The 21,770-nt window shown below is 74.0% G+C and carries 29 protein-coding genes; 14 read left to right on the top strand and 15 right to left on the bottom strand.

Translation table 11 applies throughout. The features are described 5' to 3' along the window. The first annotated feature begins 9 nt into the window (after window positions 1-9). From ACFV3E_RS40610 to ACFV3E_RS40600, 3 genes are all read left to right on the top strand, one after another. A complete protein-coding gene (locus ACFV3E_RS40610) occupies window positions 10-642 on the top strand; it encodes a nucleoside/nucleotide kinase family protein (protein WP_500540652.1) in 633 nt (210 codons plus the stop codon). 52 nt (window positions 643-694) lie between these two features. Further along, the gene (locus tag ACFV3E_RS40605; RefSeq protein WP_500540650.1) at window positions 695-1,717 is read left to right on the top strand and encodes a GNAT family N-acetyltransferase; all 1,023 of its coding nucleotides are present in this window, start codon (window positions 695-697) and stop codon (window positions 1,715-1,717) included. A gap of 251 nt (window positions 1,718-1,968) precedes the next feature. After that, window positions 1,969-2,559: a lytic polysaccharide monooxygenase auxiliary activity family 9 protein gene (locus tag ACFV3E_RS40600; RefSeq protein ID WP_500540648.1), complete on the top strand. Its 591-nt coding sequence runs from the start codon at window positions 1,969-1,971 to the stop codon at window positions 2,557-2,559. Here the strand turns inward: ACFV3E_RS40600 and ACFV3E_RS40595 are convergent. The 4 genes from ACFV3E_RS40595 to ltaE form a co-directional block, all read right to left on the bottom strand. Continuing rightward, window positions 2,532-3,428, bottom strand: a complete 897-nt coding sequence (locus ACFV3E_RS40595) for an SDR family oxidoreductase (protein ID WP_500540646.1) — start codon at window positions 3,426-3,428, stop codon at window positions 2,532-2,534. The genes ACFV3E_RS40600 and ACFV3E_RS40595 overlap by 28 nt on opposite strands. 110 nt (window positions 3,429-3,538) lie before the next feature. Then, the gene (locus ACFV3E_RS40590; RefSeq protein ID WP_500540644.1) at window positions 3,539-4,795 is read right to left on the bottom strand and encodes an RICIN domain-containing protein; all 1,257 of its coding nucleotides are present in this window, start codon (window positions 4,793-4,795) and stop codon (window positions 3,539-3,541) included. A 286-nt stretch (window positions 4,796-5,081) separates the two neighbouring features. Further along, complete coding sequence (locus ACFV3E_RS40585; protein ID WP_500540642.1) at window positions 5,082-5,729, bottom strand: L,D-transpeptidase family protein; 648 nt, start codon at window positions 5,727-5,729, stop codon at window positions 5,082-5,084. A 168-nt stretch (window positions 5,730-5,897) separates the two neighbouring features. After that, the gene (ltaE, locus tag ACFV3E_RS40580) at window positions 5,898-6,971 is read right to left on the bottom strand and encodes a low-specificity L-threonine aldolase (RefSeq protein WP_500540640.1); all 1,074 of its coding nucleotides are present in this window, start codon (window positions 6,969-6,971) and stop codon (window positions 5,898-5,900) included. Window positions 6,972-7,178: 207 nt separating this feature from the next. Here ltaE and ACFV3E_RS40575 point away from each other — a divergent pair, with 207 nt between their 5' ends. Beyond that, window positions 7,179-8,120 (top strand): DMT family transporter, encoded by a 942-nt coding sequence (locus ACFV3E_RS40575; RefSeq protein ID WP_500540638.1) that lies wholly within the window; start codon window positions 7,179-7,181, stop codon window positions 8,118-8,120. 39 nt (window positions 8,121-8,159) lie between these two features. Here ACFV3E_RS40575 and ACFV3E_RS40570 read toward each other — a convergent pair whose 3' ends face one another. Beyond that, complete coding sequence (locus ACFV3E_RS40570; RefSeq protein ID WP_500540636.1) at window positions 8,160-8,339, bottom strand: hypothetical protein; 180 nt, start codon at window positions 8,337-8,339, stop codon at window positions 8,160-8,162. A gap of 38 nt (window positions 8,340-8,377) precedes the next feature. After that, window positions 8,378-9,067: a hypothetical protein gene (locus tag ACFV3E_RS40565; protein ID WP_500540634.1), complete on the bottom strand. Its 690-nt coding sequence runs from the start codon at window positions 9,065-9,067 to the stop codon at window positions 8,378-8,380. Window positions 9,068-9,157: 90 nt separating this feature from the next. On the opposite strand from ACFV3E_RS40565, the gene ACFV3E_RS40560 reads away from it, so the two are divergent. Then, entirely contained in the window at window positions 9,158-10,153 is a 996-nt protein-coding gene (locus ACFV3E_RS40560) for a DNA polymerase Y family protein (RefSeq protein ID WP_500540632.1), read from the top strand. Here the strand turns inward: ACFV3E_RS40560 and ACFV3E_RS40555 are convergent. Then, window positions 10,126-10,338, bottom strand: coding sequence for a hypothetical protein (locus ACFV3E_RS40555; RefSeq protein ID WP_500540630.1), 213 nt, complete (start codon window positions 10,336-10,338; stop codon window positions 10,126-10,128). The genes ACFV3E_RS40560 and ACFV3E_RS40555 overlap by 28 nt on opposite strands. A 203-nt stretch (window positions 10,339-10,541) precedes the next feature. Between ACFV3E_RS40555 and ACFV3E_RS40550 the strand changes: the two genes are divergently transcribed. Together ACFV3E_RS40550 and ACFV3E_RS40545 are read left to right on the top strand one after the other, a co-directional pair. Beyond that, window positions 10,542-10,766, top strand: a complete 225-nt coding sequence (locus tag ACFV3E_RS40550; RefSeq protein ID WP_500540628.1) for a DUF397 domain-containing protein — start codon at window positions 10,542-10,544, stop codon at window positions 10,764-10,766. A gap of 170 nt (window positions 10,767-10,936) precedes the next feature. Continuing rightward, window positions 10,937-11,161 carry a DUF397 domain-containing protein gene (locus ACFV3E_RS40545; RefSeq protein ID WP_500540626.1) on the top strand — a complete coding sequence of 75 codons (225 nt, stop codon included), beginning with the start codon at window positions 10,937-10,939 and terminating at the stop codon, window positions 11,159-11,161. A 55-nt stretch (window positions 11,162-11,216) separates the two neighbouring features. On the opposite strand, the gene ACFV3E_RS40540 is transcribed toward ACFV3E_RS40545, so the two are convergent. Further along, window positions 11,217-11,411, bottom strand: a complete 195-nt coding sequence (locus ACFV3E_RS40540; protein ID WP_500540624.1) for a hypothetical protein — start codon at window positions 11,409-11,411, stop codon at window positions 11,217-11,219. Window positions 11,412-11,572: 161 nt separating this feature from the next. Between ACFV3E_RS40540 and ACFV3E_RS40535 the strand changes: the two genes are divergently transcribed. Continuing rightward, window positions 11,573-12,622, top strand: coding sequence for a CobW family GTP-binding protein (locus tag ACFV3E_RS40535; protein WP_500540622.1), 1,050 nt, complete (start codon window positions 11,573-11,575; stop codon window positions 12,620-12,622). Here ACFV3E_RS40535 and ACFV3E_RS40530 read toward each other — a convergent pair. The 3 genes from ACFV3E_RS40530 to ACFV3E_RS40520 all read right to left on the bottom strand — a co-directional run bounded on the left by ACFV3E_RS40530 (window position 12,607) and on the right by ACFV3E_RS40520 (window position 14,368). Continuing rightward, on the bottom strand, window positions 12,607-13,065 hold the full coding sequence (locus ACFV3E_RS40530; RefSeq protein WP_500540620.1) for a hypothetical protein: 459 nt from the start codon (window positions 13,063-13,065) through the stop codon (window positions 12,607-12,609). The genes ACFV3E_RS40535 and ACFV3E_RS40530 overlap by 16 nt on opposite strands. A 24-nt stretch (window positions 13,066-13,089) precedes the next feature. After that, entirely contained in the window at window positions 13,090-13,239 is a 150-nt protein-coding gene (locus tag ACFV3E_RS40525; protein WP_500540618.1) for a hypothetical protein, read from the bottom strand. Between the two features lie 160 nt (window positions 13,240-13,399). Continuing rightward, complete coding sequence (locus ACFV3E_RS40520; RefSeq protein WP_500540616.1) at window positions 13,400-14,368, bottom strand: GlxA family transcriptional regulator; 969 nt, start codon at window positions 14,366-14,368, stop codon at window positions 13,400-13,402. A 122-nt stretch (window positions 14,369-14,490) separates the two neighbouring features. On the opposite strand from ACFV3E_RS40520, the gene ACFV3E_RS40515 reads away from it, so the two are divergent. The 3 genes from ACFV3E_RS40515 (at window position 14,491) to ACFV3E_RS40505 (ending at window position 15,957) form a co-directional block, all read left to right on the top strand. Beyond that, on the top strand, window positions 14,491-14,790 hold the full coding sequence (locus ACFV3E_RS40515) for a putative quinol monooxygenase (protein WP_500540614.1): 300 nt from the start codon (window positions 14,491-14,493) through the stop codon (window positions 14,788-14,790). Between the two features lie 38 nt (window positions 14,791-14,828). Continuing rightward, window positions 14,829-15,149 (top strand): DUF4326 domain-containing protein, encoded by a 321-nt coding sequence (locus ACFV3E_RS40510; protein WP_500540612.1) that lies wholly within the window; start codon window positions 14,829-14,831, stop codon window positions 15,147-15,149. A 169-nt stretch (window positions 15,150-15,318) separates the two neighbouring features. Then, the gene (locus tag ACFV3E_RS40505) at window positions 15,319-15,957 is read left to right on the top strand and encodes an HD domain-containing protein (protein ID WP_500540610.1); all 639 of its coding nucleotides are present in this window, start codon (window positions 15,319-15,321) and stop codon (window positions 15,955-15,957) included. A 42-nt stretch (window positions 15,958-15,999) separates the two neighbouring features. Here the strand turns inward: ACFV3E_RS40505 and ACFV3E_RS40500 are convergent, their stop codons facing one another. Then, the gene (locus ACFV3E_RS40500; protein WP_500540608.1) at window positions 16,000-17,028 is read right to left on the bottom strand and encodes a GlxA family transcriptional regulator; all 1,029 of its coding nucleotides are present in this window, start codon (window positions 17,026-17,028) and stop codon (window positions 16,000-16,002) included. A gap of 128 nt (window positions 17,029-17,156) precedes the next feature. Further along, a complete protein-coding gene (locus ACFV3E_RS40495; RefSeq protein WP_500371045.1) occupies window positions 17,157-17,603 on the bottom strand; it encodes an ATP-binding protein in 447 nt (148 codons plus the stop codon). Window positions 17,604-17,758: 155 nt separating this feature from the next. On the opposite strand from ACFV3E_RS40495, the gene ACFV3E_RS40490 reads away from it, so the two are divergent. Further along, window positions 17,759-18,259, top strand: a complete 501-nt coding sequence (locus ACFV3E_RS40490; RefSeq protein ID WP_500371047.1) for a metallophosphoesterase family protein — start codon at window positions 17,759-17,761, stop codon at window positions 18,257-18,259. A gap of 21 nt (window positions 18,260-18,280) precedes the next feature. Here the strand turns inward: ACFV3E_RS40490 and ACFV3E_RS40485 are convergent, their stop codons facing one another. Next, a complete protein-coding gene (locus ACFV3E_RS40485) occupies window positions 18,281-19,903 on the bottom strand; it encodes a hypothetical protein (RefSeq protein ID WP_500540606.1) in 1,623 nt (540 codons plus the stop codon). A gap of 103 nt (window positions 19,904-20,006) precedes the next feature. Next, window positions 20,007-20,201, bottom strand: coding sequence for a hypothetical protein (locus ACFV3E_RS40480; protein ID WP_018534760.1), 195 nt, complete (start codon window positions 20,199-20,201; stop codon window positions 20,007-20,009). Window positions 20,202-20,581: 380 nt separating this feature from the next. Between ACFV3E_RS40480 and ACFV3E_RS40475 the strand changes: the two genes are divergently transcribed. Together ACFV3E_RS40475 and ACFV3E_RS40470 are read left to right on the top strand one after the other, a co-directional pair. Then, the gene (locus tag ACFV3E_RS40475) at window positions 20,582-20,995 is read left to right on the top strand and encodes an ankyrin repeat domain-containing protein (RefSeq protein WP_499510292.1); all 414 of its coding nucleotides are present in this window, start codon (window positions 20,582-20,584) and stop codon (window positions 20,993-20,995) included. Window positions 20,996-21,048: 53 nt separating this feature from the next. Then, a partial coding sequence (locus ACFV3E_RS40470) for a glucose-6-phosphate dehydrogenase (RefSeq protein WP_500540604.1) occupies window positions 21,049-21,770 on the top strand: 722 nt, incomplete at its 3' end.

Here is a 21,770-nt window from a genome sequence, read left to right as displayed (position 1 = left end):
TATGGGGGCGTGCGACTGACGCCTGTGACCTGGGAACGGCTGACCGAGGCCGTCGTGGACCGCGTGCTGGAGCTGAAGCCCGACGACGGCGCCGAGCGTCCCAGGGTCGCCATCGACGGGGCCCCGGCCGCGCGCCCGGACGTGCTGGGGGAGGCGCTGGCACAGGCGCTGCGGCTCAGGGGCCGGCCGGTCGTCCGGGTGCGGGCACAGACCTACTGGCGGCCCGCCTCGCAGCGCTACGAACCGGGGCGCCACGACTCCGACGCCTACTACGAGCGCTGGCTGGACACCGGGGCCCTGTGGCGGGAGGTCTTCGACCCGCTCGCACCCGGAGGCACCGGGCGGGTACTGCCCTCGTTGCGGGACCCGGTGACCGACCGCGCGACGCGGGCCGGGTACGAGGAACTCCCGCCCGGGGGCGTGCTGTTGCTGGAGGGCGCGCTCCTGCAGGGCTACGGCTTCCCCTTCGACCTCTGCATCCACCTGCGGATGTCGGGGGCGGCCCTGGCCCGCCGCACACCGCAGGACGAGCGATGGACGCTCCCGGCGTACGCCCGCTACGAGCAGGAGACGGCGCCCGGCGAGAGCGCGGACGTTCTGGTGCACACCGACGACCCGCGGCACCCGGCCTGGACCGGGTGACCCGGCGGCCCTTGCCGCCGCACCGCCGTGACCGTTAGCGTCGCGGACCACCATGACTGTCGCCATCGCTCCGCTGACCACCGAGCACGTCCCCGAGGCAGCGGCCCTCCTCGACCGCTGGCACGCCAGGGCCCGCAAGGCGCTGCCCCACCAGTCCGGCCGGACCACCGCGCCGCCGCCGGGGGAGGAGCTGCTGGGCAAGATCCTGGCCGAGCCGCGCGTGGAGGCCGTCCTCGCCCGGGGCGGTGACGGGTCGCTCACCGGCTACCTCGCCGCGACCCCGCTCGACCTCGCGGAGGACGACCGGGCGGGCTTGCGCGCCCATCCGCGCTCCGCGCTGGTCTCGTACGGAGGGCACGCGCTGCGCGGCGGCCGGGACGGGGTGCGGGAGGACGTGCTGCGCGGGCTGTACGCGGCGGTGGCCGCGCGCCTGGTCGCGGAGCGCCGGCCGGTGCACTACGTGGACCTGCCCGCCGACGAGGCGGTCGCCTCGGCCTGGTTCCGTACCGGCTTCGGTCTGGAGCGGGTGCGGGGCCTGATGGCGGTGCGGCCGCGCGGACGGCAGCCGCGCGGTGTGGACGCGCTGTCGGTGCGCCGCGCGGGGCCCGGCGACCTGGACCGGATCGGGCGGATGGCGGTGGAGGCGGCACGCGCGGACCGCGGGACGGCGGTGTTCCGGCCGCAGCCCGAGGGGGCGTTGGCGAGGCTGCGGACGCACTACGCGAGCGCCCTGGCCGACGCGCGCTGCGGGGCGTGGGTCGCCGCCCGCAGGGGCGAGGAGATCGGCATGGTGGTGCTGACACCGGCGGCGCCGGGCCCCGTCGTGCCCGACGGGTGCGCGGAACTGGTCGAGGCGTACGTGACCCAGGCCGCGCGGGGCGAGGGCATCAGCCGGGTGCTGCTCGCGACGGCGCTGGCGTGGGCGTACGACAGCGGCTACCGGCACATCACGGCCAGCTGGCCGGCGCTTTCGCCGGTGTCGGCGGCGCACTGGCCGCAGGTGGGCTTCCGGCCGGTGGCGTACCGGCTGCAACGGGTGCTGGACCCACGCATGTGCGGGGCACCACAACGTTGACAAGTTTGAGTGGCACGAAGCACTCCTCTTTCACTGTTAAACTAGTTTCAGATCGCCCGGCGGACCCAGGAGCGTCCGCGGCGAACCCCCAGCTGCCCCGGCCAGATCCCCCCGTCCTGGCCGGGGCTCCCCTTTGTTTTTGGTCTAGACATGACCAACTCATGGGAGTACCTTCACTGTTGGTCTAGACCTAGTGCCTGCGGGCTGCGCACTGCTCTCAGAACTCCCCCACGTTCTCCGAGGAGCGAAGCATGCACAGGAAATTCGGCGCCGCCGTCATCGGCCTGGGCCTCGTCGGGCTGTCCGTGCTCGGCACCGGCAGCGCCTGGAGCCACGGCTACACCGACGCCCCCATCAGCCGTCAGAAGCTCTGCGCCAACGGCACCGTGACCAACTGCGGCGACATCCAGTGGGAGCCGCAGAGCGTCGAGGGCCCCAAGGGCTTCCCGTCCTCCGGCCCGTCCGACGGCACCCTCTGTGCCGGCGGCAACAGCCGGTTCGCCCAGCTCGACAACCCGCGCGGCGGCACCGGCTGGCCCACCACGAAGGTGACGTCAGGTCAGAACTACAGCTTCCGCTGGCAGTTCACCGCCTCGCACGCGACCAGCGACTTCAGGTACTACATCACCAAGCAGGGCTTCGACCCCAGCCGGCCGCTCACCCGCTCCGCGCTGACCCTCACACCGTTCCTGACCGTCAACTACAACGGCGCCCGGCCGCCCGCCACCGTCACCCACCAGGGCACCATGCCCAGCAGGACCGGACGGCACATCATCCTGGCCGTCTGGTCCGTGGCGGACACCGGCAACGCCTTCTACGCCTGCTCCGACGTGCAGTTCTGACCCTCCGCAGCGGGCCGGCGGCCGAGCAGCCGCTCCCGCACGGCGTCGGCGGCACCGCCGCCGGCGCCCGACCGCTCCGTGCCGCCCACGCCGCCCGTGCCGCCGGTGCGGGCGGCACGGACCCGTGTCCCGCCGTCCACCACCAGCTCGGCGCCCGTGATCCAGGCCGCCTCGTCGGAGGCGAGCCAGCGCACGGCCCGGGCCACGTCGCCGGGTTCGCCGATCCGTCCCATCGGCAGCCCGGCGGCGATCGCGCGCTCGGCGTCCTGCCACACGAAGCGCGCCATCTCGGTGCGCACCAGGCCGGGGGAGACCGCGTTGACCCGCACCGCCGGGCCGAGTTCGCCCGCGAGCTGCGCCGTCAGGTGCAGCAGCGCCGCCTTGCTGGTGCCGTAGGCGCCGACGTTCGGCCCGACGTGCCCGGCCCCCTCGGTGCAGACGTTGACCACCGCGCCGCCGTGCTCGCGCATCCAGACCCGCCACGCCAGCTGGGTCAGCCGCAGGGGCGCCTCGACGTTGACCGCGAACGCGGCCCGCCACTGGTCCGGGTCGGCCTCCACCAGCGGACCGTACGGGAGGTTGGTGGCGGCGTTGTTGACCAGGACGTCCAGGCCGCCGAGCGCGCGCACCGCGAGCGCCGCGCACTCCGCGAGGTGGCCGGGATCGGCGACCGTCCCGGCCAGGGTGGCCACGGTGTGCCCGGCGGAGCGCAGCCGCCCGGCCGCCGCCCCCAGCCGGACCGGGTCGCGGGCGGTCAGCAGGACGCGCGCGCCCGCGGCGGCCAGTTCCGCGGCGACGGCCAGACCGATCCCGCCGGACGCGCCGGTGACCAGCGCCGCGCGTCCGGCGAGGGGGAGCGGTTCCGTCATGGGATGACACTGTCATGACGGACCGTCAGTTTCCAGGGGGCCGCCGCCCTGAGGGAAGGGGCGCGGCGGCGGTCAGTGAGTCAGCGGGTCGGGGGGCAGGGGGCAGGAGGTCAGGGGGTCAGCGTCCACTTCTGGTTGGCGCCGCCGGTGCAGGTCCACAACTGGAGCCGGGTGCCGTTGGCGGAGTTGTTGCCGGTGACGTCCAGGCACTTGTTCGCCTGCGGGTTGACGATGTCGCGCGCACCGGAGAGGACCCACTTCTGGTTGGTGCCGCCGCCGCAGTCCCACAGCTGCAGCTGGGATCCGTCGGCGGTGCCGAAGTCCTTGACGTCCAGGCACTTGCCCAGGGCGCGCAGGGTGCCGTCGGAGGCCGCGGTCCACTGCTGGGCGGCGGTGCCGTTGCAGTCGTAGAGCTGGACGGGGGTGCCGTTGGCGGGGTTGGCCCCGGCGACGTCGACGCACTTGCCGGCCAGGCCCGTGATGCGGCCCGTCGTGCCGGCCCCGCCCCCGCTGTCGGAGGTGGTGACGCGGACGTAGTCGACGACCAGTTGCTGCGGGAAGGCGGTGCTGCCGTCGGGGTCGCCCGGCCAGTAGCCGCCCACCGCGAGGTTGAGGATGACGAAGAACGGCTTGTTGAACACCCACGGGCGGCCGCCGAGGTCGGCGGGGGTGCGCCGCTGGTAGACGGTGCCGTCGACGGACCAGCTGATGGCGTCCGGGCTCCAGTCGACGGCGAAGGTGTGGAACGCGTCGGCGAAGGCCTGGCCGCCCGGCAGGGTGTAGCCCGCCCCGATGCCGCCGGAGCCGAAGTAGTCCGGGCCGTGGATCGTGCCGTGGACGGTGCCGGGCTCGAAGCCGACGTTCTCCATGATGTCGATCTCGCCGCTGGCGGGCCAGCCGACGTCGCCGATGTCGTTGCCCAGCATCCAGAACGCGGGCCACATGCCCTGGCCGCGCGGGATCTTCATCCGGGTCTCGACGTGGCCGTAGGTGGTGGTGAAGCGGCCCGAGGTGTTGAGCCGGGCGGAGGTGTACTGGCAACTGCCGTACCAGCACTGGTAACCGGCGGGGTTCTCCCTGCGGGCGGTGATGACGAGGTGGCCCTGGCCGTCGAGGGCCGCGTTGCGGTTCCCGGCGGTGTAGTACTGCCGTTCGTGGTTGTTGACGTTGTCGCCGGTCTCGATCTGCCACTTGCCGCCGTCGACGGCGCTGCCGGCCGCGCCGTCGAACTCGTCGGCGAAGGTGGTGACGGCGGCGGTGGCGGCGGGGGCCGCGGGGAGGGGGCGGTCGGTGGGACCGGTGGTGGTGAGGGCGGCGAGGGCGAGGAGTCCGGCGGTGGCGGCGGTGAGCAGGCCGCGGGCGCGCACGCGTCGGCGCGGGCGGGGGCGTGGGGGGAGTGCCTTCACAGGGGCGCTGCCTTTCGGGACGGTCGTGGGGGGGTGACGGACGGAGGTCACTAGTCATGCACCTGACATCTCTTGAACCCTCGTGCGTGGGGGCACGGGATTCCCGTCCGTATGCGTTCAAGGCTTAGTTCACGCCGTGATTGAACTGCCGCCCCCAAGCGCCGTCAAGAGGTCTGGACCAAGAAGGGCGGCGGGCCCGCGCGGAGTCCCGCCCGGTCCCGGCCGCCCCTGCCGGCGCCGCGACGCGTCACGTACCGGGCTTGCGCCCGTACACGTACACGTCGTCACCGTTCTTCAGCAGGCTCCAGTACTTCTTGGCGTCCCCGCTGCGCATGTTCACGCAGCCGTGCGACCCCGGCGGCGACCACACGCTGCCCGCGATCGAGTGGAACGCCTGCCCGCCGTCGAAGAACTGGCTGTAGGGCATGGCCACGTTGTAGAGCGTCGACCAGTGGTCCTTGTGGCGCCAGTAGATCTTCTTGGAACCGGTGCGCGTCTCGTAGCCGTTGCGGCCCGTCCGCACCGGGACCGGCCCGAACTTCAGCTTCTTGCCGTCCTGTATCCAGCTCAGCTGCCGCGTGAGGTCCACGCACGCGATCCGCCCCTTGTTCGTGGGGCACTTGCCGGCCTTGTTGGGATTGCTGCCCGCGGCCTTCTGGGCGTTCATGATCTTCATGACGCCCCAGGTCACCGGGCCCGCGTAGCCGATGTTCGGGGATATCCCGTTCTTCGTCTGGAAGGCGCGTATCGCCTTGCAGTCGGCCGCCGACTGCTTCCCGTCCACCGGCCGCCCCAGGAACTTCTCCACTTGCTTCTGGTACGGCCCCTTGCTCGTCGTGCACGACGACGCGGCCTGCGCCGTGCCGCCCCCCGCCACGACCGGTGTCACGGCCATCACCGCCACCGCGAGGGCGGCCCCCGCCCGGCGTCCCGCTGACGCTCCCGCTCTCATCGCTTCCCCTTCCCCGTTGAGGCCGTCGCGCGACGACCTCACCCCCTAGGACACACGGGAGGCACCGGAGGTTGCGGAACGACCGGTACGGGAAAGGGAGATGGCGGGCCGTCAGCCGCGCGCGGCGCCGTCCAGGGCCTCGCGGACGATGCGCACGGCCTCCTCCGTGTCGGCGCGCGACACGTCCAGGTGGAAGACGAAGCGCAGCCGTCCGGGATAGCCGGCGCAGTACAGCCCGCGCCGCGCGAGGCGCTCCTGCACCTCCTCGGCGGACAGTCCAGGCGCCGGCTCGGCGAAGACCATGTTGGTCTGCGAGTCGCCCACGACCAGACCCGGCACGCCCTTGATCCCCTCCGCGAACAGCGCCGCGTTCGCGTGGTCCTCGGCGAGCCGCGCCACCTGGTGCTCCAGCGCGTACAGGGCGCCCGCCGCAATGATGCCCGCCTGCCGCATCCCGCCGCCGAGCGCCTTGCGCCAGCGCAGCGCCCGCCCCACGAACTCCCGGCTGCCCAGCAGCGCGGAGCCGACCGGTGCGCCCAGACCCTTGCTGAAGCAGACCGAGACGCTGTCGAAGTGGCCGGCGATCAGCCGCGCCTGCTCGTACGGGTCGCCGCCCGCGGCGACCGCCGCGTTGAACAGCCGGGCCCCGTCCAGGTGCGTGGCGAGCCCGTGCTCACGCGCCAGCCCGGTCGCTGCCCGCAGGTAGTCCGTGGGGACGACCCGGCCGCCGATGGTGTTCTCCAGGCACAGCAGCCGGGTGCGCGGGAAGTGCGGGTCGTCGGGCTTCACCGCGGCCGCGATGTCGGCCGGGTCCAGCGTCCCGTCCGCCCGGTGGGGCAGCGGCTGCGGCTGGATCCCGCCGAGCACGGCACCGCCGCCGCCCTCCCAGCGGTACACGTGCGCCGACTGCCCGGCGATGTACTCGTCACCGCGGCCGCAGTGCGTCAGCAGCGCGCACAGGTTGCTCTGCGTCCCGGACGAGACGAACAGCGCGGCCTCGAAGCCGAGCCGCTCCGCGATCCGGTCCTGGAGGGCCCCCACGGTCGGGTCGTCGGCGAAGACGTCGTCGCCCACCTCGGCCTCCGCCATGGCGCGGCGCATGTCCGCGCCGGGCCGCGTGACGGTGTCGCTGCGCAGGTCGATGACCCGTCCGGGCTGCTCATCGGTGACATCAGTGATCGGCATGCGTTCACCCTGCCATGCCCGCCCTTCGGTAGGATCGTCGGGTGAATTGCTACTGGCACGTCGTCCTTCCGCCGCTGTGCGCCTGACCGGGCGCACTCACTGACGACTTTGACCCCCACCCCCGGCAGGCCGCCCGGCCGCCAGGGGCAGGTGCGGTGCGCCCGTTCCGGATCCGCTTCCACCGATTCGTGACGAAAGGCCACCCCCGTGCCGGACAGCACCCCCTCCCTCGCCCCCGCACGCCCGCTCGCGCCCGGCGCCGCCCCCCGGCCGCGGTTCGTCCAGGGCGCGCTGCCGATCCTCGCCGCCGCCCTGCTGTGGGGCACCACCGGCACCGCCGCGTCCCTCGCGCCCGCCGGCGCCCCGCCCGCCGCGGTCGGCGGCGCCGGGCTCACCCTCGGCGGGCTCCTGCTCCTGGCCGGCGCCAGGGGAGCGCGGAGCCTGCTGCGCACCGCGGGGCGCGGTGGAGGGGCGCTGCTCGCCGTCGGTGCCCTCGCCGTCGCCGGTTACCCGCTCTCCTTCTACCCGGCGGTCTCCCGTACCGGGGTCGCCGTGGCCACCGTCATCGCCCTGGGCAGCGCGCCCGTCTTCACCGGGCTGCTGGCCTGGGCGGTGGGCCCGCACCGCCCGAGCCGCCGGTGGGCCGCCGCGACGGCCGTGGCCGTCCTCGGCTGCGGGCTGCTGGTGCTCGGCGGCGCGGACGCCGGTCCCGCCGCGCGCACGGACGCCGCGGGGGTGGCACTGGCGGCCCTGGCCGGGCTCTCGTACGCGGTGTACTCCCTGGTCGGCGGGCACTTCATCGGACGCGGGCAGGCGCCGGGCGCCGTGATGGGAGTGCTCTTCGGTTCCGCCGGTCTGCTGACCCTCCCGGTGGTGCTCGCCGCGGGCGTGGTGTGGCTCGGCACGCCGCGCGGCGCCGGGGTGGCCCTGCACCTCGCGGTGCTGACGACCTTCCTGGCCTACCGTCTGTTCGGGCGCGGACTGCGGCACACGCCGGCCTCGGCCGCGACCACGCTCACCCTCGCCGAGCCCGCCGTGGCCGCCCTGCTCGGGGTGGCCGTCCTCGGAGAGCGGCCCACGCCGCTGTCCTGGGCGGGGCTGGCCGTCCTCGTCCTCGCCCTGGCGGTGCTGTCCCGCAGGGATCGCTGACGGACGCTCGGACGGACGGCGCGGGCCCGCGCCGCCGGCTCACTGGGACGGGATGTCGTCCATGCGCTCGCCCTCCGCCTGGGAGGGGGTCGTCCGGGGCACGTCCGGGTGGATCTCCATCGTGCTTCGCTCGGCGTCGTCGTAGATCCGTTCGCCCTCCGCCTGGGAGGGGGTCTCCGCGTAGAGGTACGGATCGGCGTCCGAGGAATTGGACTTCATGGCGGACCTCCTACGGTCGCTGCCTCCATCCTGCTCCCTCAGGCCCGGCGGGGCGAGACCAGGAGGAACGCCCGCCGCCGGCGGTCGTGGTGGAGGGTGCACTGCCAGCCGTACGCCTCCAGGACGCCCTGGCACCGGGCCAGCTCGGCCTCGGCGGTGCCGGGGGCGTCCCCGGCGGGGGAGCGCCAGGACACCTCGGCGACCCCGCTCTGGGCGGCGGGGGCGACGGCGTAGCCGGCGACCGGGGGCCGCCCGGCGGTGTCGCGCGCGGACGGTGGCCGTCCAGCCGCCTCCAGGGCCAGGGCCACCGCGTGGACGTGGCGCTCGCGTTCCCAGGGCGCGGGCCGGGTGGTGTCGCCGTCCTGCAGGACGCGGCGGATCTCCAGCAGCCCCGACCAGGCCGATGCGACCTCGGCGGCGCGACCGGGGGCGGCGGCGCCCGTGCCGTGCCCGTCGTCGGCCGCGAAGCCGCGCTCGGCGGGCTCCGTGCGAGGTTCCGGCTCCGTCCCGGGCGTCGCCCCGGCCTCCGGGTGGGGGAGCCCCACGCGGGCCAGTTCCGAGCGCACCCGGCGGCCCTCCTGGGTGAGGTACCAGGCGCCGGTGCGGCCGTAGCGCACGGCGAGGCCCTGCCTGGCCAGCGCCGCGCAGGTCGGTTCGCGCGCGCCCAGCTGCCCGGTGTTGGCGTCGGACTCCAGCAGGGCTCGGCGCTGCACGGCGGTCAGGGTCATGCGACGACCCTATGAGCCGGACACGGGGAGCTGGAATGCCCTACACTCGAATTCGAGCATTTGTTCGAACGAGGTGGAGGCGGGCAGACCATGGTCGAGGCCGAGCCGCACCAGGACCCCGGGCCCTGCGTGCTCTACATCCGCTGCAGCGGGACCGACCCGGCGACACTCGCGGCGCTGGCCGGGCTCGTCGGCCAGTTCACCCCCGTCGTCCGCGCCGAGCCGCCGGACGCGGTCGTGGCCGATGTGCGCTCCGCGGTGAGCTTCTACGGGCTGCTGCCCGAGCAGCTCGCCCTCATGATCAGCACCCGGGCCTCCGCCCTGTACGACGTGGGCCTCACGATCGGCGTCGCCGGGAGCCGCACGGTCGCCGCCATGGCCGCGTACGACGTCCTGGTCGGCCGGATCCGGGCCGTCGACTCCGACCCGCGGGCCGTCGCCGGATTCCTGCGCGCCAAGCCGGTCGCGGCGCTCCCCGGGATCACGGCGGAAGCCGTGCGTGCGCTGGTCGCGGCCGGGCTGGACACCGTCGGCAGGGTCGCCGCCGCGCCGCTGCCCGACGTCCAGGCGATCCTCGGCGCCGCTCCCGGGCGCGGCGTGTGGGAACGCGCGCACGGTCTCGACCCCGCCCCGATCACCCCTGGGCACCCGCCCGGTTCGCTCGCCGCCGACCGCCTGTTCACCGCCGACGCCACCGACCGGGGCGCGCTGAGCCGGGCCGTCCTCGAACTCGGGCTCGGCCTCGGTGACCGGCTGCGCAGCACCGGCCGCACCGCCACCGGGCTCACCCTGACCGTGCGGCTCGCCGGCGGCTCGTCCGTCAGCCGCAGCCGCACCCTGCCGGAGCCCACCTCCGACCCCGGCGAACTCGCCGAGGCCGCCTACGCCATGCACGAGGCCCTCGGCCCGCACGGCGACCCCGTGCGCGCAGTGGCCCTGCGGGCCGAGGGGCTGTCCGCCGCCGACCCGCGGCGATCCCGTCCCGTGCCGGTGGGGGCGGTCCGGGGCCGGGCCGTGCTGCCGTCGACCTTCGCCGATCCGCCCGCGCCCGGCCCCGCTCAGGAGGGGCGCCGGCTGTCCTCGTGAAGCGCCTCCAGCAGGGCGGCCATCACCTCCGCGCCGTCCAGCGGACGCGGCAGCGGGCCGCGCCGGGCCCGCGCCATGTCCGCGAAGCACGCGTCGCACACGGCGAGCGGGAGGTGGCGGATGCCGCAGTCGCGGACGGTGTCGTCCTCCCGCCCGCAGACATCGCACCCCGGGGATGTCGCCATGTGTTCGATGGTGCCCCGTCCCGGCGTTTCGCGACAGGGTGCGACCGATTGGCGACGTGCCGTCAGCAAGCCTTCCGCCGTGGGTACTTGAGCCGGCCCGGGTCTGCGCCCCGATCGCGGGCGGGGCGCCGGTTGCGAGGTGGGAGGGACGGGATGAGGGTGGGAAGGGGGAACATCCGATCGAGATCCGAACGGAGCTTCTCATGCAAGCGAGGAAGACCGAACTGTACGCGCGTGACCTGACGGAAGCGCGCTGGGTCAAGAGCAGCAAGAGCCCCTACCGGACGGACTGCGTGGAGGTTGCGGAGCTCGCCGGCGGAGCCGTCGCGATCCGCGACTCGAACAACCGGGACCTGCCACCGCTGCGGTTCACCGCACAGGAGTGGGCGGCGTTCCGGGAGGGTGTGCGCGAGGGCGAGTTCGGCTAGGGCCCATCGCGTCCCACCCCGCTTGACGGGCCGGCCCGCCGGGGCCGATCGACCGCCCGGCGAGCGGGCCCGCCAAGCCCGGGATCGCCGACGGCGGCCGTTGCCCGGGGCCAAGGGTCGGAGTGAGGGTGGGGAGGGAACATCCGCATGAACCTCGAACCGAGGTTCTCATGCGAGCGAGCAAAGCCGACCTCTACGCGCGGGACCTGAGGGAAGCGCGCTGGGTCAAGAGCGGCAAGAGCGGCTATCTGCCGGAGTGCGTCGAGGTGGCGGACCCCGGCGGTGGAGCCGTCGCCATCCGTGATTCCGAGAACAGGGACCTGCCGCCGCTGCGGTTCACCGCACAGGAGTGGGCGGCGTTCCGGGAGGGTGTGCGCGAGGGCGAGTTCGGCTAGCACCCGGTACGTTCCCGGTGCTCGGCGGGCCGGCGGACCGGCCCGCCGAACCGTGTCAGCCGTCGCCCAGCACCCGGAGCGTCTGCGCCCGCAGCGCGCACGCGACCGTCCCCTCGCGGGTGCGTCGCAGCTGTGGTTCCGTCGCCGGGTGCCGCCCGGAGATCAGGTCGACGATGCGGTACGCCGTCTCCTCGTCCTCCGCGGCGATGCACACCAGGACCGTGCCGCGGTCCGCCTCCTCCTCCGCCATGGGCGCCTCCTCCGTCGTAGAGCCATCCCCGTGGACGCCTGCGAAGACCGCGCGGCCCCCGCCGCGGTTCTGCGCCCGGCGCCGGTTCACCCGCACGAAGCACCTCGGGGTGCGCGGGGCTTACGATGTGGAGCCGGCAGCCCGCACCCGGAGAGGAAGCCTTGGCCAAGCAACGGATTCCGGTCGTCGTCATCGCGGGATTCCTGGGCTCGGGAAAGACCACGCTCCTCAACCACCTCCTGCGCAACAGCGGCGGTACCCGCATCGGCGCGATCGTCAACGACTTCGGCAGCATCAACATCGACGCGCTCTCCGTCGCCGGCCAGGTCGACTCCATGGTCGCCCTCGACAACGGCTGCCTTTGCTGTGCCGTGGACGCCACGGAGATGGACGACATGCTCGCCAGGCTCTCCCGTCCGCAGGCCCGCATCGACGTCATCGTCATCGAGGCGAGCGGTCTAGCCGAGCCCCAGGGCATGATCCGGCTGCTGCTGGCCAGCACCGACACCGCCATCACCTACGGCGGGCTGGTCGAGGTCGTCGATGCCGCCGAGTACGAGGCGGTACGCGCCCGGCACCCCGAACTCGACCGCCATGTGCGGGCCGCCGACCTCGTCGTCCTCAACAAGACCGACCGCGTCGGCGCCGCCGGCCGGGAACGGGTCCGCGAAGCACTGGCCGCCGTGGCCCCCGGGACGCCGCTGGTCGAGGCCGCCCACGGCCGTGTGGACCCCGCCCTGCTCTTCGAGCCCCGGCCGCGCGCGATCGACGGCACGGCCGCCCGCCAGTTGTCGTTCGACGAGCTGTACGCGGACGACGGGCACGAGCACCACGCGGACGGCGACCACACCGGCCATCTCCACGCGGCGTACGACAGCGTGGAGTTCACCTCCGAGGCGCCTCTGCACCCGCGCCGGCTGATGGAGTTCCTCGACGGCAGGCCCGCGGGCCTGTACCGGATGAAGGGCTTCCTGCGCTTCGCCGCCCCGGCCCAAGAGCAGAAGTACACCCTGCACTCCGTCGGCGGCTTCCTGCGCTTCCTGCCGTCCGGCTGGTCCCGGGGCGAGTCCCGCGCCACCCGGCTGGTGATGATCGGTGCGGGGCTCGACGCGGACGCCCTGCGCAAGGGCCTCGACGCCTGCGTCGCCGACCCGGGCGAGGAACTCCCCGCCGACGCCATGCTCGGCGTCCTGCGCTACGTCCGTCCCTGACGCCCCCTGCCCGGTACCGCCCGCCGGGCGGCGGCGCAGCCGCACAGCACGGCGACGGTGAACGGCACCATCGTCGCCAGGACCGCCGCCGCCCGCGTCCCGGGACCGCGGTCCGTGGCCATGTGCGTCCCCCACGTCGTCCGCACCACGCCCACCACCTGCCCCGGGTTGCCCGCGTGGCGCACCGTCACCGGTTCCGGTGACGGATCCCGGCCCGTGACGGTCCCCAGCGGCACGCCCGTGCACTGCATGGGGGCGCGGCCGCGTTCGGGGCGCTGCTCGCACTCGGTCAGCAGCACCCGCACCTCGCGGCCGATCACCCCGGTCTCGTACGCGCCATGGGCCGCGGTGAACGCGGTCACCGCCAGCAGGAACACGGTCAGCAGCGACCACGCCACGGCCGGAGCCGCGGCGGCGCCCCGGGCGCGCCGCTGGGTGATCACACCCTCAGCGTAGGACGGCCCGGCTCAGTCGAAGGCGACCACCAGCCGGACGCCGTCCGGCCCGAAGCGGCCCGCGAGGGCCTCCGTCATGGCGAAGACATGGGGCCGGTGCGTGCCCCCGCCCAGGCCGAAGGAGGCGTGGTCGACCTCGTCGTACAGCGGCCGCAGGTCCATCGCGTCGACCCGGGGTTCACCGTCGTGGAACTCCGTACCTGCCGGCGGATGGCGGGACTCGACGCCGCGGTGGATGTCCGTTCCCAGGGCTCCGCACCGTACAAGTGTCCTGGGCAGGGCGGGCGCCGATTGCCTGCCGGGATGACAGGGCCTGCCGGGATCACAGGGCCGATCGGCCGCGCAGGGCCCCCGCCGTCGTGCCCGTGCGGTCGCGGAGCAGGACACGCAGGGTGTTGGCGTGCTCGTAGCCCACGCGGCGGGCGACGACCTCGACGGGGAGGTCGGTGGTGCGCAGCAGGTGCGTGGCCTGTTCGACGCGCAGGTCCTGCACGAAACGGACCGGGGACACGCCCAGGACCCGCCGCACGGCCCGCTGCAGGGTCCGCTCACCGACCCCCAGGGCGCGGGCCGCGTCGGCGATGCTGATCGGCTCCTCCAGACGCAGCCGCACCCAGCGCTCGAAGCCGGCCACCGTCGGATCGGCCTGGGCCAGGGCGCTGGGGATGGTGTAGGCCGACTGCGACGGGCGCTCGTCCACCACCAGGTAGCGGGCGACCAGATCGGCCAGTGCCGGGCTGGACATGCGCACCACCGCCAGCGCCAGGTCGACGTGGCCGAAGGCCGCGCCCGCCGTCGTGACGCCGTCGCAACTGGTCACCATGCGGGTCTCGTCGACCGTGACGGCCGGGTAGCGCTGCCGGAAGACCGGGGCCAGCCACCAGCTGGTCGTGGCGCGCCGCCCGTCCAGCACCCCGGACTCGGCGAGCAGGAAGGTGCCCGTGCAGGCCGAGGCGACGGGTCCGCCGCGCTCGCGCGTGGCCGCCACCAGACGGCGCACCGCGGCCGTGCCGGGCCCCGAGACGCGCTCCACGAGCGCGTCCGGCCGGCGCTCCGCGAGTGCCGGGACGAGCAGCAGATCCGCCCCCGCGGCCTCGCCGGCCGGTGCCGCCGCCACCGTGTGCCCGGCGCCGGTGCGGACCCGGCGGCGCGGGCCGACCGTCGTCACGTTCCAGGCGGGCGGCGGCTGCGGGAGCTCGCCGCGCATCGCGTTGGCCGCCTCGAGGACGTCGAGGACCGCCGAGAGACCGGAGTCGAACACACCGTCGTACGCCACCACTGCCACATCCATGACGGAAACGGTATCGAACGCGTCGTTTCCGACGCTGGGGGGAGTGGTGCCGCGCGGCATAGGTTTCCGGTGTCCGGCCGGACGACGTCCACCACCGCACGACCACCGAGACGGAGCACACGATGACGAAGATCGGTCTGCTGGCCCGCATCGAGGCCAGGCCCGAGCACGCGGAGGAGGTCGCGGCCATGCTGCGCGACGCACTGGCGGCGGCCAGGGAGGAGGAGCACACCGTCACCTGGTTCGCGTTCCGCGAGGACGCCACCACCTTCGGGGTCTTCGACACCTTCGAGGACGAGGCGGGCCGCGCCGGCCACCTGTCGGGCCGCATCGCCGCCGCCCTGGCGGAGGCGGCGAAGACGACGCTCGGCTCGCCGCCGGACATCCGCCCGGTGGACGTCCTGGCGGCCAAGCTGCTCTGACGCCCATCGGCGCCCCGGACCGTCGGAAGGAACAGGCCATGAGCGAGACCGAGCCCCGCACCACCGTCGTCAACCTCAAGGGCCACCGCGACGACCCCGCGTACGCGGACGTCGTCTACGTGGGCCGCCCGACGCACCGCGGCGGCTGGCACCTGGCCGGCTCCCCGCTGGCCAGCCCCTACCGCCCGGGGCCGGACGGCACCCGCCAGGAGGTCCTCGACAAGTACCGCGAACACCTGCTGGGCCGCCCCGACCTGCTCGCGATGCTGCCCGCGCTGCGCGGCCGCAGGCTGGGCTGCTGGTGCCTGCCCGAGCCGTGCCACGCGCAGGTCATCGCGGAACTCGCCGACGCGTCCTGACCCCCGCCGCCCCGCCGGGTACCGCCGGCCGGACGCGTGTCCCGATCCGAGGGTCGCGCGTCCGTCCGGCATCCGGCGGGGACCGCCGCCGCGTCCGACGATGGATCCAACGGCACCGGGCGGCCCGCCCGGACGCCGCCGGAACCGGAAACCTGTCAGGAGATTCGACGTGGCTGAAATCATCGCGGACATCGAGGTGCCCGGCACCCTGCTCGTGACGGAGGCGACCGAACTGGTGCGCAAGGCCGCCGACCCGGTGGTCTTCCACCACTCCCGCCGGGTGTACTTCTGGGCGTCGATGCGCGGCCGCAACCGCGGGTGGGACTTCGACCCCGAGCTGCTGTACGTCGGCGCCCTCTTCCACGACCTCGGACTGACCGACACCTACGCCCGTACCGACCAGCGCTTCGAGATCGACGGCGCCGACGAGGCCCGCCGCTTCCTGCTGGAGCACGACGTCCCCGAGGACCGCGCGCGGGTGGTGTGGGAGGCGATCGCCCTGCACACCACGCCGGAGATCCCGTGGCACATGGCGCCCGAGATCGCCCTGGTCACCTCGGGCGTCGAGGTCGACGTCCTCGGCTTCGGGTACGACGAGATCACGCCCGAGGAGCGCGAGGCGGTCGTCGCCGTCCACCCGCGGCCCGACTTCAAGAACAACATCCTCAAGGAGTTCACCCACGGCATCGCGCCGCGCCCCGGCACGACGTTCGGCAACGTCAAGGCCGACGTCCTGGAGCGCTTCGTACCGGGCTTCGTCCGCGGGAACTTCGTGGACACCATCCTGCAGTCGCCCTGGGCGGAGTGACCCGGCCGGAGGCGGCCACGGCGGCCGGGGCGGGCCCGCCCCTCACCCCTCCCGGGTGCCGTGCGGCCGGGTGGTGCGGAAGCGGTCGCGGTACGCCCCCGGGCTGACGCCCAGACGGCGCCGGAACGCCCGGCGCATCGTCTCCTCCGACCCGAAACCGCTGCGCCGGGCCACCACGTCGAGGGCGTCGTCGCCCGCCTCCAGCAGCGCCTGCGCGGCCTCGACCCGGACGCGTTCGACGTACTCCGAGGCCGTGCCGCCCGTCTCGGTGCGGAACAGCCGGGTCAGATGACGTGAACTCACCCCCGCCCGCGCCGCCAGCGCGGGCAGGCCGTGGTCCCCCGAGGGATCGGCGGCCACCTGGTCGAGCACCTCGCGCAGCACCGAGTGCGCGGGGTGCCTCGGGCTCTGCCGCACGCTGAACTGCGACTGGCCGCCCGGCCGCGCCATGAAGACGACCAGGAACTTGGCGGCCTTGCGGGCGATGTCCGGCCCGAGGTCGGACTCGACCAGGGACAGCGTCAGGTCGATCCCGGCGCTGATGCCCGCCGAGGTGATGAACCGGCCGTCCCGTACGAAGATCGCGTCGTCGTCCACCTCCACCTTCGGGTAGCGGGCGGCGAGGTCGCCCGCCAGCCGCCAGTGCGTCGCCGCCCGCCGTCCGTCCAGCAGCCCTGTCGCGGCCAGTGGGAAAGCGCCGGCGCAGACCGAGGCGACGGTGCGGGAGCGGTCCGCGAGCCGGGTGATGCCCTCCACGAGCGCGGTGTCGGAGACCGCCGCCCACCAGTCGGGACGCCCGGGGATGACGAGGGTGCCGACCGGGAAGTCCACCTCGTCCAGCGACAGGTCCGGCATGAGCCGCAGCCCCGCGGTGGTGGTCACGGGCCCGCCGTCCGGCGAGACGGTGCTCATCACGTAGTGGGCGCCGTACTCGTTCGCCGCCGCGTACACCTCCAGCGGACCGGTCACGTCCATCAGCTGCAGCCCGTCGAACAGCAGCACCAGGACGCGGTGCGGCGGGACGGCGGGGGAGGTCCCGGAGGGCTTGTGCGGGTTCACGCGGGGCGTCACTCTCGTTCCTCGGGGTGCTGGGCCGGCGTCCGGCGGGAGCGGCGCGGACACCCATGTGGCCCGCCTCCCGGGGACGTTGGGCCGGCCCGGTCCTGTCCGGTCCGTCATTGTCGCCCATGCGCGTGCGCCTACGACGCCGGGCTGGTGACCCCCGCGACGGACCGCTGGAGCGGGGCGAGGTGCCGCGTGGTCACCACGCGGCGGCCGCGCTCGTCGTCGTGGATGCACGTGGACCCGGCCAGCCGGCGCACGATCTCCAGCCCGCGGCCGTGCTCGTCCGGCGGGGTGCTGTCGAGGGAGGTCCCGTCGTGGTGCCGGGCCGCGCCGCTGTCGGTGACGGTGATGACCAGGCCGTCGTCGTGCATGCACAGCCGGACCGACATCTGCGCCCTGCCGTGGCGCGCGGCGTTCGCCGCGAGCTCGTCGACGATCAGTTCGGCGGCGATGCGGTCCTCCGCGGTCAGTCCCCACAGCCCCAGCAACTCGGACGTGAAGTGCCGCGCGGCGCCCACGTAGGCGGGCTCCGCCGGCTGCACGAGTTCCGCCGAGCGGTTGGGGGTGGTGTCACCGCACATGACGTGTGGGCCCTTCATGGCTGAGGCCGCGGTCCCGGCGACCGCGGGGTCGCCCCACCGGCCACGCCGCCTTGCGGCACACCGCGACGTCGGCCTCCCTTCCGGCCGCCGTGCCGGGCGCCGCTCCCGTCCCCCCACGCGGATAGCGTGGACGTGTGCGTCTTCTTGTGATGTCCGATACACACCTGCCCAAACGTGCCAAGGAGCTTCCGGCCGAACTACTCGACCGGATTCCCGAGGCCGACGCCGTCCTCCACGCCGGCGACTGGGTCGACGCGGCGACCCTCGACCTGCTGCAGGCGCGGTCCCGCCGGGTGATCGGCGTGTACGGCAACAACGACGGCGCCGAGCTGCGCGCGCGGCTGCCCGAGGTCGCCCGGGCGGAGCTGGGCGGGCTGCGCTTCGGCGTGGTGCACGACAGCGGCCCGGCCCAGGGGCGCGAACGCCGCTGCGAGGAGCGCTTCCCCGACCTGGACGTCCTGGTCTTCGGGCACAGCCACATCCCCTGGGACAGCACGGCGCCGGGTGGGCTGCGGCTGCTCAACCCCGGATCGCCGACCGACCGCAGGCGTCAGCCGTACGGCACCTACCTCACCGCCGAGGCGGCCGGAGGCGCGCTGACCCAGGTGCGGCTGCACGAACTGCCGCGACGCTGACCCGCGCGGCGACGGTCCGGCTCAGTGCTCGAGCGCCGGGTCTCCGGCCGGCCGGGCCGCGCCCGAGGGCTCGGAGACCCTGACCGCCCCGGGAGCCTGCGCGGCCTCCGCCTCCCGTTCCTGCGCCTGCGTCCCGGGGGCGACGTCCGCGGGCGGCAGCAGCGCCATGACCGCCTGGCGGTGCCCGTCGCTGGCGTCCTCGTCGAAGGGGTCCGGGGTCGCCGGCACCTGCACCCGGAGCACCGGCCCCGAGCCCAGCCGCACGTAGCCGCGGCCCGGCGGCACCTCCGCGGCGGACGTGGAGCACTGCGGTGCGCCGAGCACCGCCTGGGTCTGCTCCGCGGTGACCGCGCCCAGCAGCACCCGGGCCCTGGTCTGGGCGATGACGACCGGGGAGAGCGCCTCGGCGCCGTCGAGGTGGTCGGCGACGACGACGGTCACCCCGGCCGCGCGGCCGTGCCGCAGCGGGATGTCCAGCAGCTCCTGCGGGTCGGGGCGGCTCTCGGCGTGCGCGAGCTGGCTGAGCACGGTCGGCCGGTCGACGAGGATCCACAAGGGGCGCCGTACGTCGTCGGGGGCGGTACGTCCCGCCTGCCGGGCCCGGTTGACGGCGATCAGGCGGCGCTCGGTCTCGTGCGCCGCCCACTCCAGGGTGGCCAGCGTGCCCGCGAGGCCGCTCTCGACGGCCATCACGCCGGGCCGTCCGGTCAGGCACGCGTACTCGCCGGTCCCGCTGCCGTCCACGACCACGAGGTCGCCCTCCGGCAGCACCTGGAGCGCGATGGAGCGCAGCAGCGTGGTGGTGCCCGTGCCTGGCTGGCCGAGGGCGAGCAGGTGCGGCTCGGTGGAGCGCGGGCCGGTGCGCCACACGACCGGGGGCGCGTCCCTGACCTCCTCGCCGTCCTCGACCGGGACCGTGCGCTGCACCGCCTCGGGGTCGGTGAAGCCGAGCACCGTCTCGCCCGGGGAGGTGACGAAACGCTGCGCGGCGATGCCCGTGGGAAGCGGGGGGAGTGCGGTGAGGGTGAGGTGGTTCTCCTCCTCGTTCCACTCGAAGCGGTACTCGCGGCCGCGCCCCACCTTGGCGTGCAGCACGTGCTCGACGCGGGCCCTGGCCGCGGCCTCGCCGTCGGTGAAGTAGGCGGGGTACTTGAGGTGCAGGCGGACCAGCCGCCCGTCCTCGAAGACGTGGTCGCCGAAGGCGTTCTCCCAGCTGCCGTCGTGGGCGTAGATCGGGCTGGGGTCGTCGGCGACGGACAGGTACGGCACCAGGGCCTCGTACAGCGCGGTCAGCCGGTCGCTCTCCGCGGCGCTCGGTCCGGTCGGGGCGGGTGTGCGGTCCCGGCCCATCCAACCGGCGGAACCCATCCAGGCGGCGACCATCAGGTAGGCACCGTAGGGCAGCAGGACCAGGACGAGGAACCCGGCGCCCACGGAGGCCATCAGCGCCGGTCCGCGCCGGTCCTTGGGCGTGCTGCCCCACCAATCGCGCGCCCAGCCGGCCTGGCGGCGCAGCCCGCGCGCGATGACGAAGAGCGGGTGGAGGACGTCCGTGGTGCTGTCGACGGCGGCCCGCGCGAGCTCACGGCCGCGGGTGAGCGAGGGGCGGCTGCTCAGGAGGGCGGAGAGGGGACGCCGGACCACGGGGAGCTCCAGAGGATCGTTGCGGGGACGGTACGACGGAACGGAACGGGAAGGGCCCGGTGCGGAGCGGCGCCGGGCCCGGTGGATCGGCCGTGCGGACGGCCTAGAACTTGATCCCGCCCAGGAGGCTCGCCAGGCTCGCCCCGCCGGCCTTGATGCTCGGGGCGATGGCGGTGCCCGCGAGGTAGAAGCCGAAGAGGGCGCAGACGAGCGCGTGGGACGCCTTGAGTCCGTCCTTGCGGAAGAACAGGAAGACGATGATGCCGAGCAGGACGACGCCTGAGATGGACAGGATCATGGGGGCTACTCCTGTGTGATGGGGACTGTCACCATGAGTTGTTCCAGAATTACAGATAGTAATATGTTCTGAAAAGAGGCAAATGGGTGATTTATAGGGGAGTTCACCTGTTCAGCTTCGCTGAACTGTTTCTTCCGGGGTGATCCTCGCCGGTCGTCCGGCGTGTCATGTGGCAGGCCCCGCCGACGGAGCAGCGAAGTCGCCCGTTCGAGTGATCAAAATCGTTAAGCTTCGGCCATGGCTTCTCGTGCGGTCCGCGCCCCCCGTGCCGGCGCGCACCGGCGGCACGCCCGGCAAGGCCAGGGCGGAGGCGGCCGCTTAGGGTGGATCACAAGCGGTCCCGCCCGCGTACGGCGAGCAGCCACGCCTAGTGAGGAACGATGAGCGAGCCGACCCCGCAGAACGACCCGGCCCAGGACCCCGAAGTCCTGCGACTCGCCGCCGAACTCTTCGACCTCGCCCGCCGGGGAGGCACGGAGACCCTGACGGCGTACGTGGACGCCGGCGTGCCGGCCGACCTCACCAACGACAAGGGCGACACCCTCCTGATGCTGGCCGCCTACCACGGTCACGCCGCCACCGTGGCCGCGCTCCTGCAGCACGGTGCCGACCCCGACCGCGCCAACGACCGCGGCCAGACGCCGCTGGCCGGTGCCGTCTTCAAGGGCGAGGACGAGGTGGTCCGCGTCCTCGTCGACGGCGGCGCCGACCCCGCCGCCGGCACCCCCTCGGCCATCGACACCGCCCGCATGTTCGGCCAGGACGCGCTCCTGGAACTCTTCGGCGCCGCATGACCCCCGGGCGCGCCACGACCACCGCCGCACCCACGATGAAGAGAAGTGGACCCATGACGGAAACCGACAGCTGGAACAATCCGCTGCGCGATCCATCCGACCGGCGGCTGCCGCGCATCGCGGGCCCGTCCGGGCTGGTGATCTTCGGTGTGACGGGCGACCTGTCCCGCAAGAAGCTGATGCCTGCCGTGTACGACCTGGCCAACCGCGGGCTGCTGCCACCGGGCTTCTCGCTCGTCGGCTTCGCGCGCCGCGACTGGGCGGACGAGGACTTCGCACAGGTCGTCCACGACGCGGTCAAGGAGCACGCGCGCACCCCCTTCCGCGAGGAGGTCTGGACGGAGCTCGCCGCCGGAATGCGCTTCGTGCCCGGCGACTTCGGCGACGACGACGCCTTCGACGCCCTCCGCGCGACCGTGGAGGAACTGGACAAGGCCCGCGGCACCAGCGGCAACTTCGCCTTCTACCTCTCGGTGCCGCCCAAGTTCTTCCCGAGCGTGGTCCAGCAGCTGAAGAAGCACGGGCTGTCCGACCCGCCCGAGGGCTCCTGGCGACGGGCCGTCATCGAGAAGCCCTTCGGCCACGACCTGGCCAGCGCCCAGGAGCTCAACCAGGTCGTCCACCAGGTCTTCCCGCCCGCCGACGTCTTCCGGATCGACCACTACCTGGGCAAGGAGACGGTCCAGAACATCCTGGCGCTGCGCTTCGCCAACACGATGTTCGAGCCGCTGTGGAACCGCTCCTACGTCGACCACGTGCAGATCACGATGGCCGA

It is taken from the genome of Streptomyces sp. NPDC059718 (genome assembly GCF_042733315.1).
In the GTDB taxonomy this organism is placed as follows: Bacteria; Actinomycetota; Actinomycetes; order Streptomycetales; family Streptomycetaceae; genus Actinacidiphila.
This window is presented reverse-complemented; position numbering and strand designations above follow the sequence as displayed.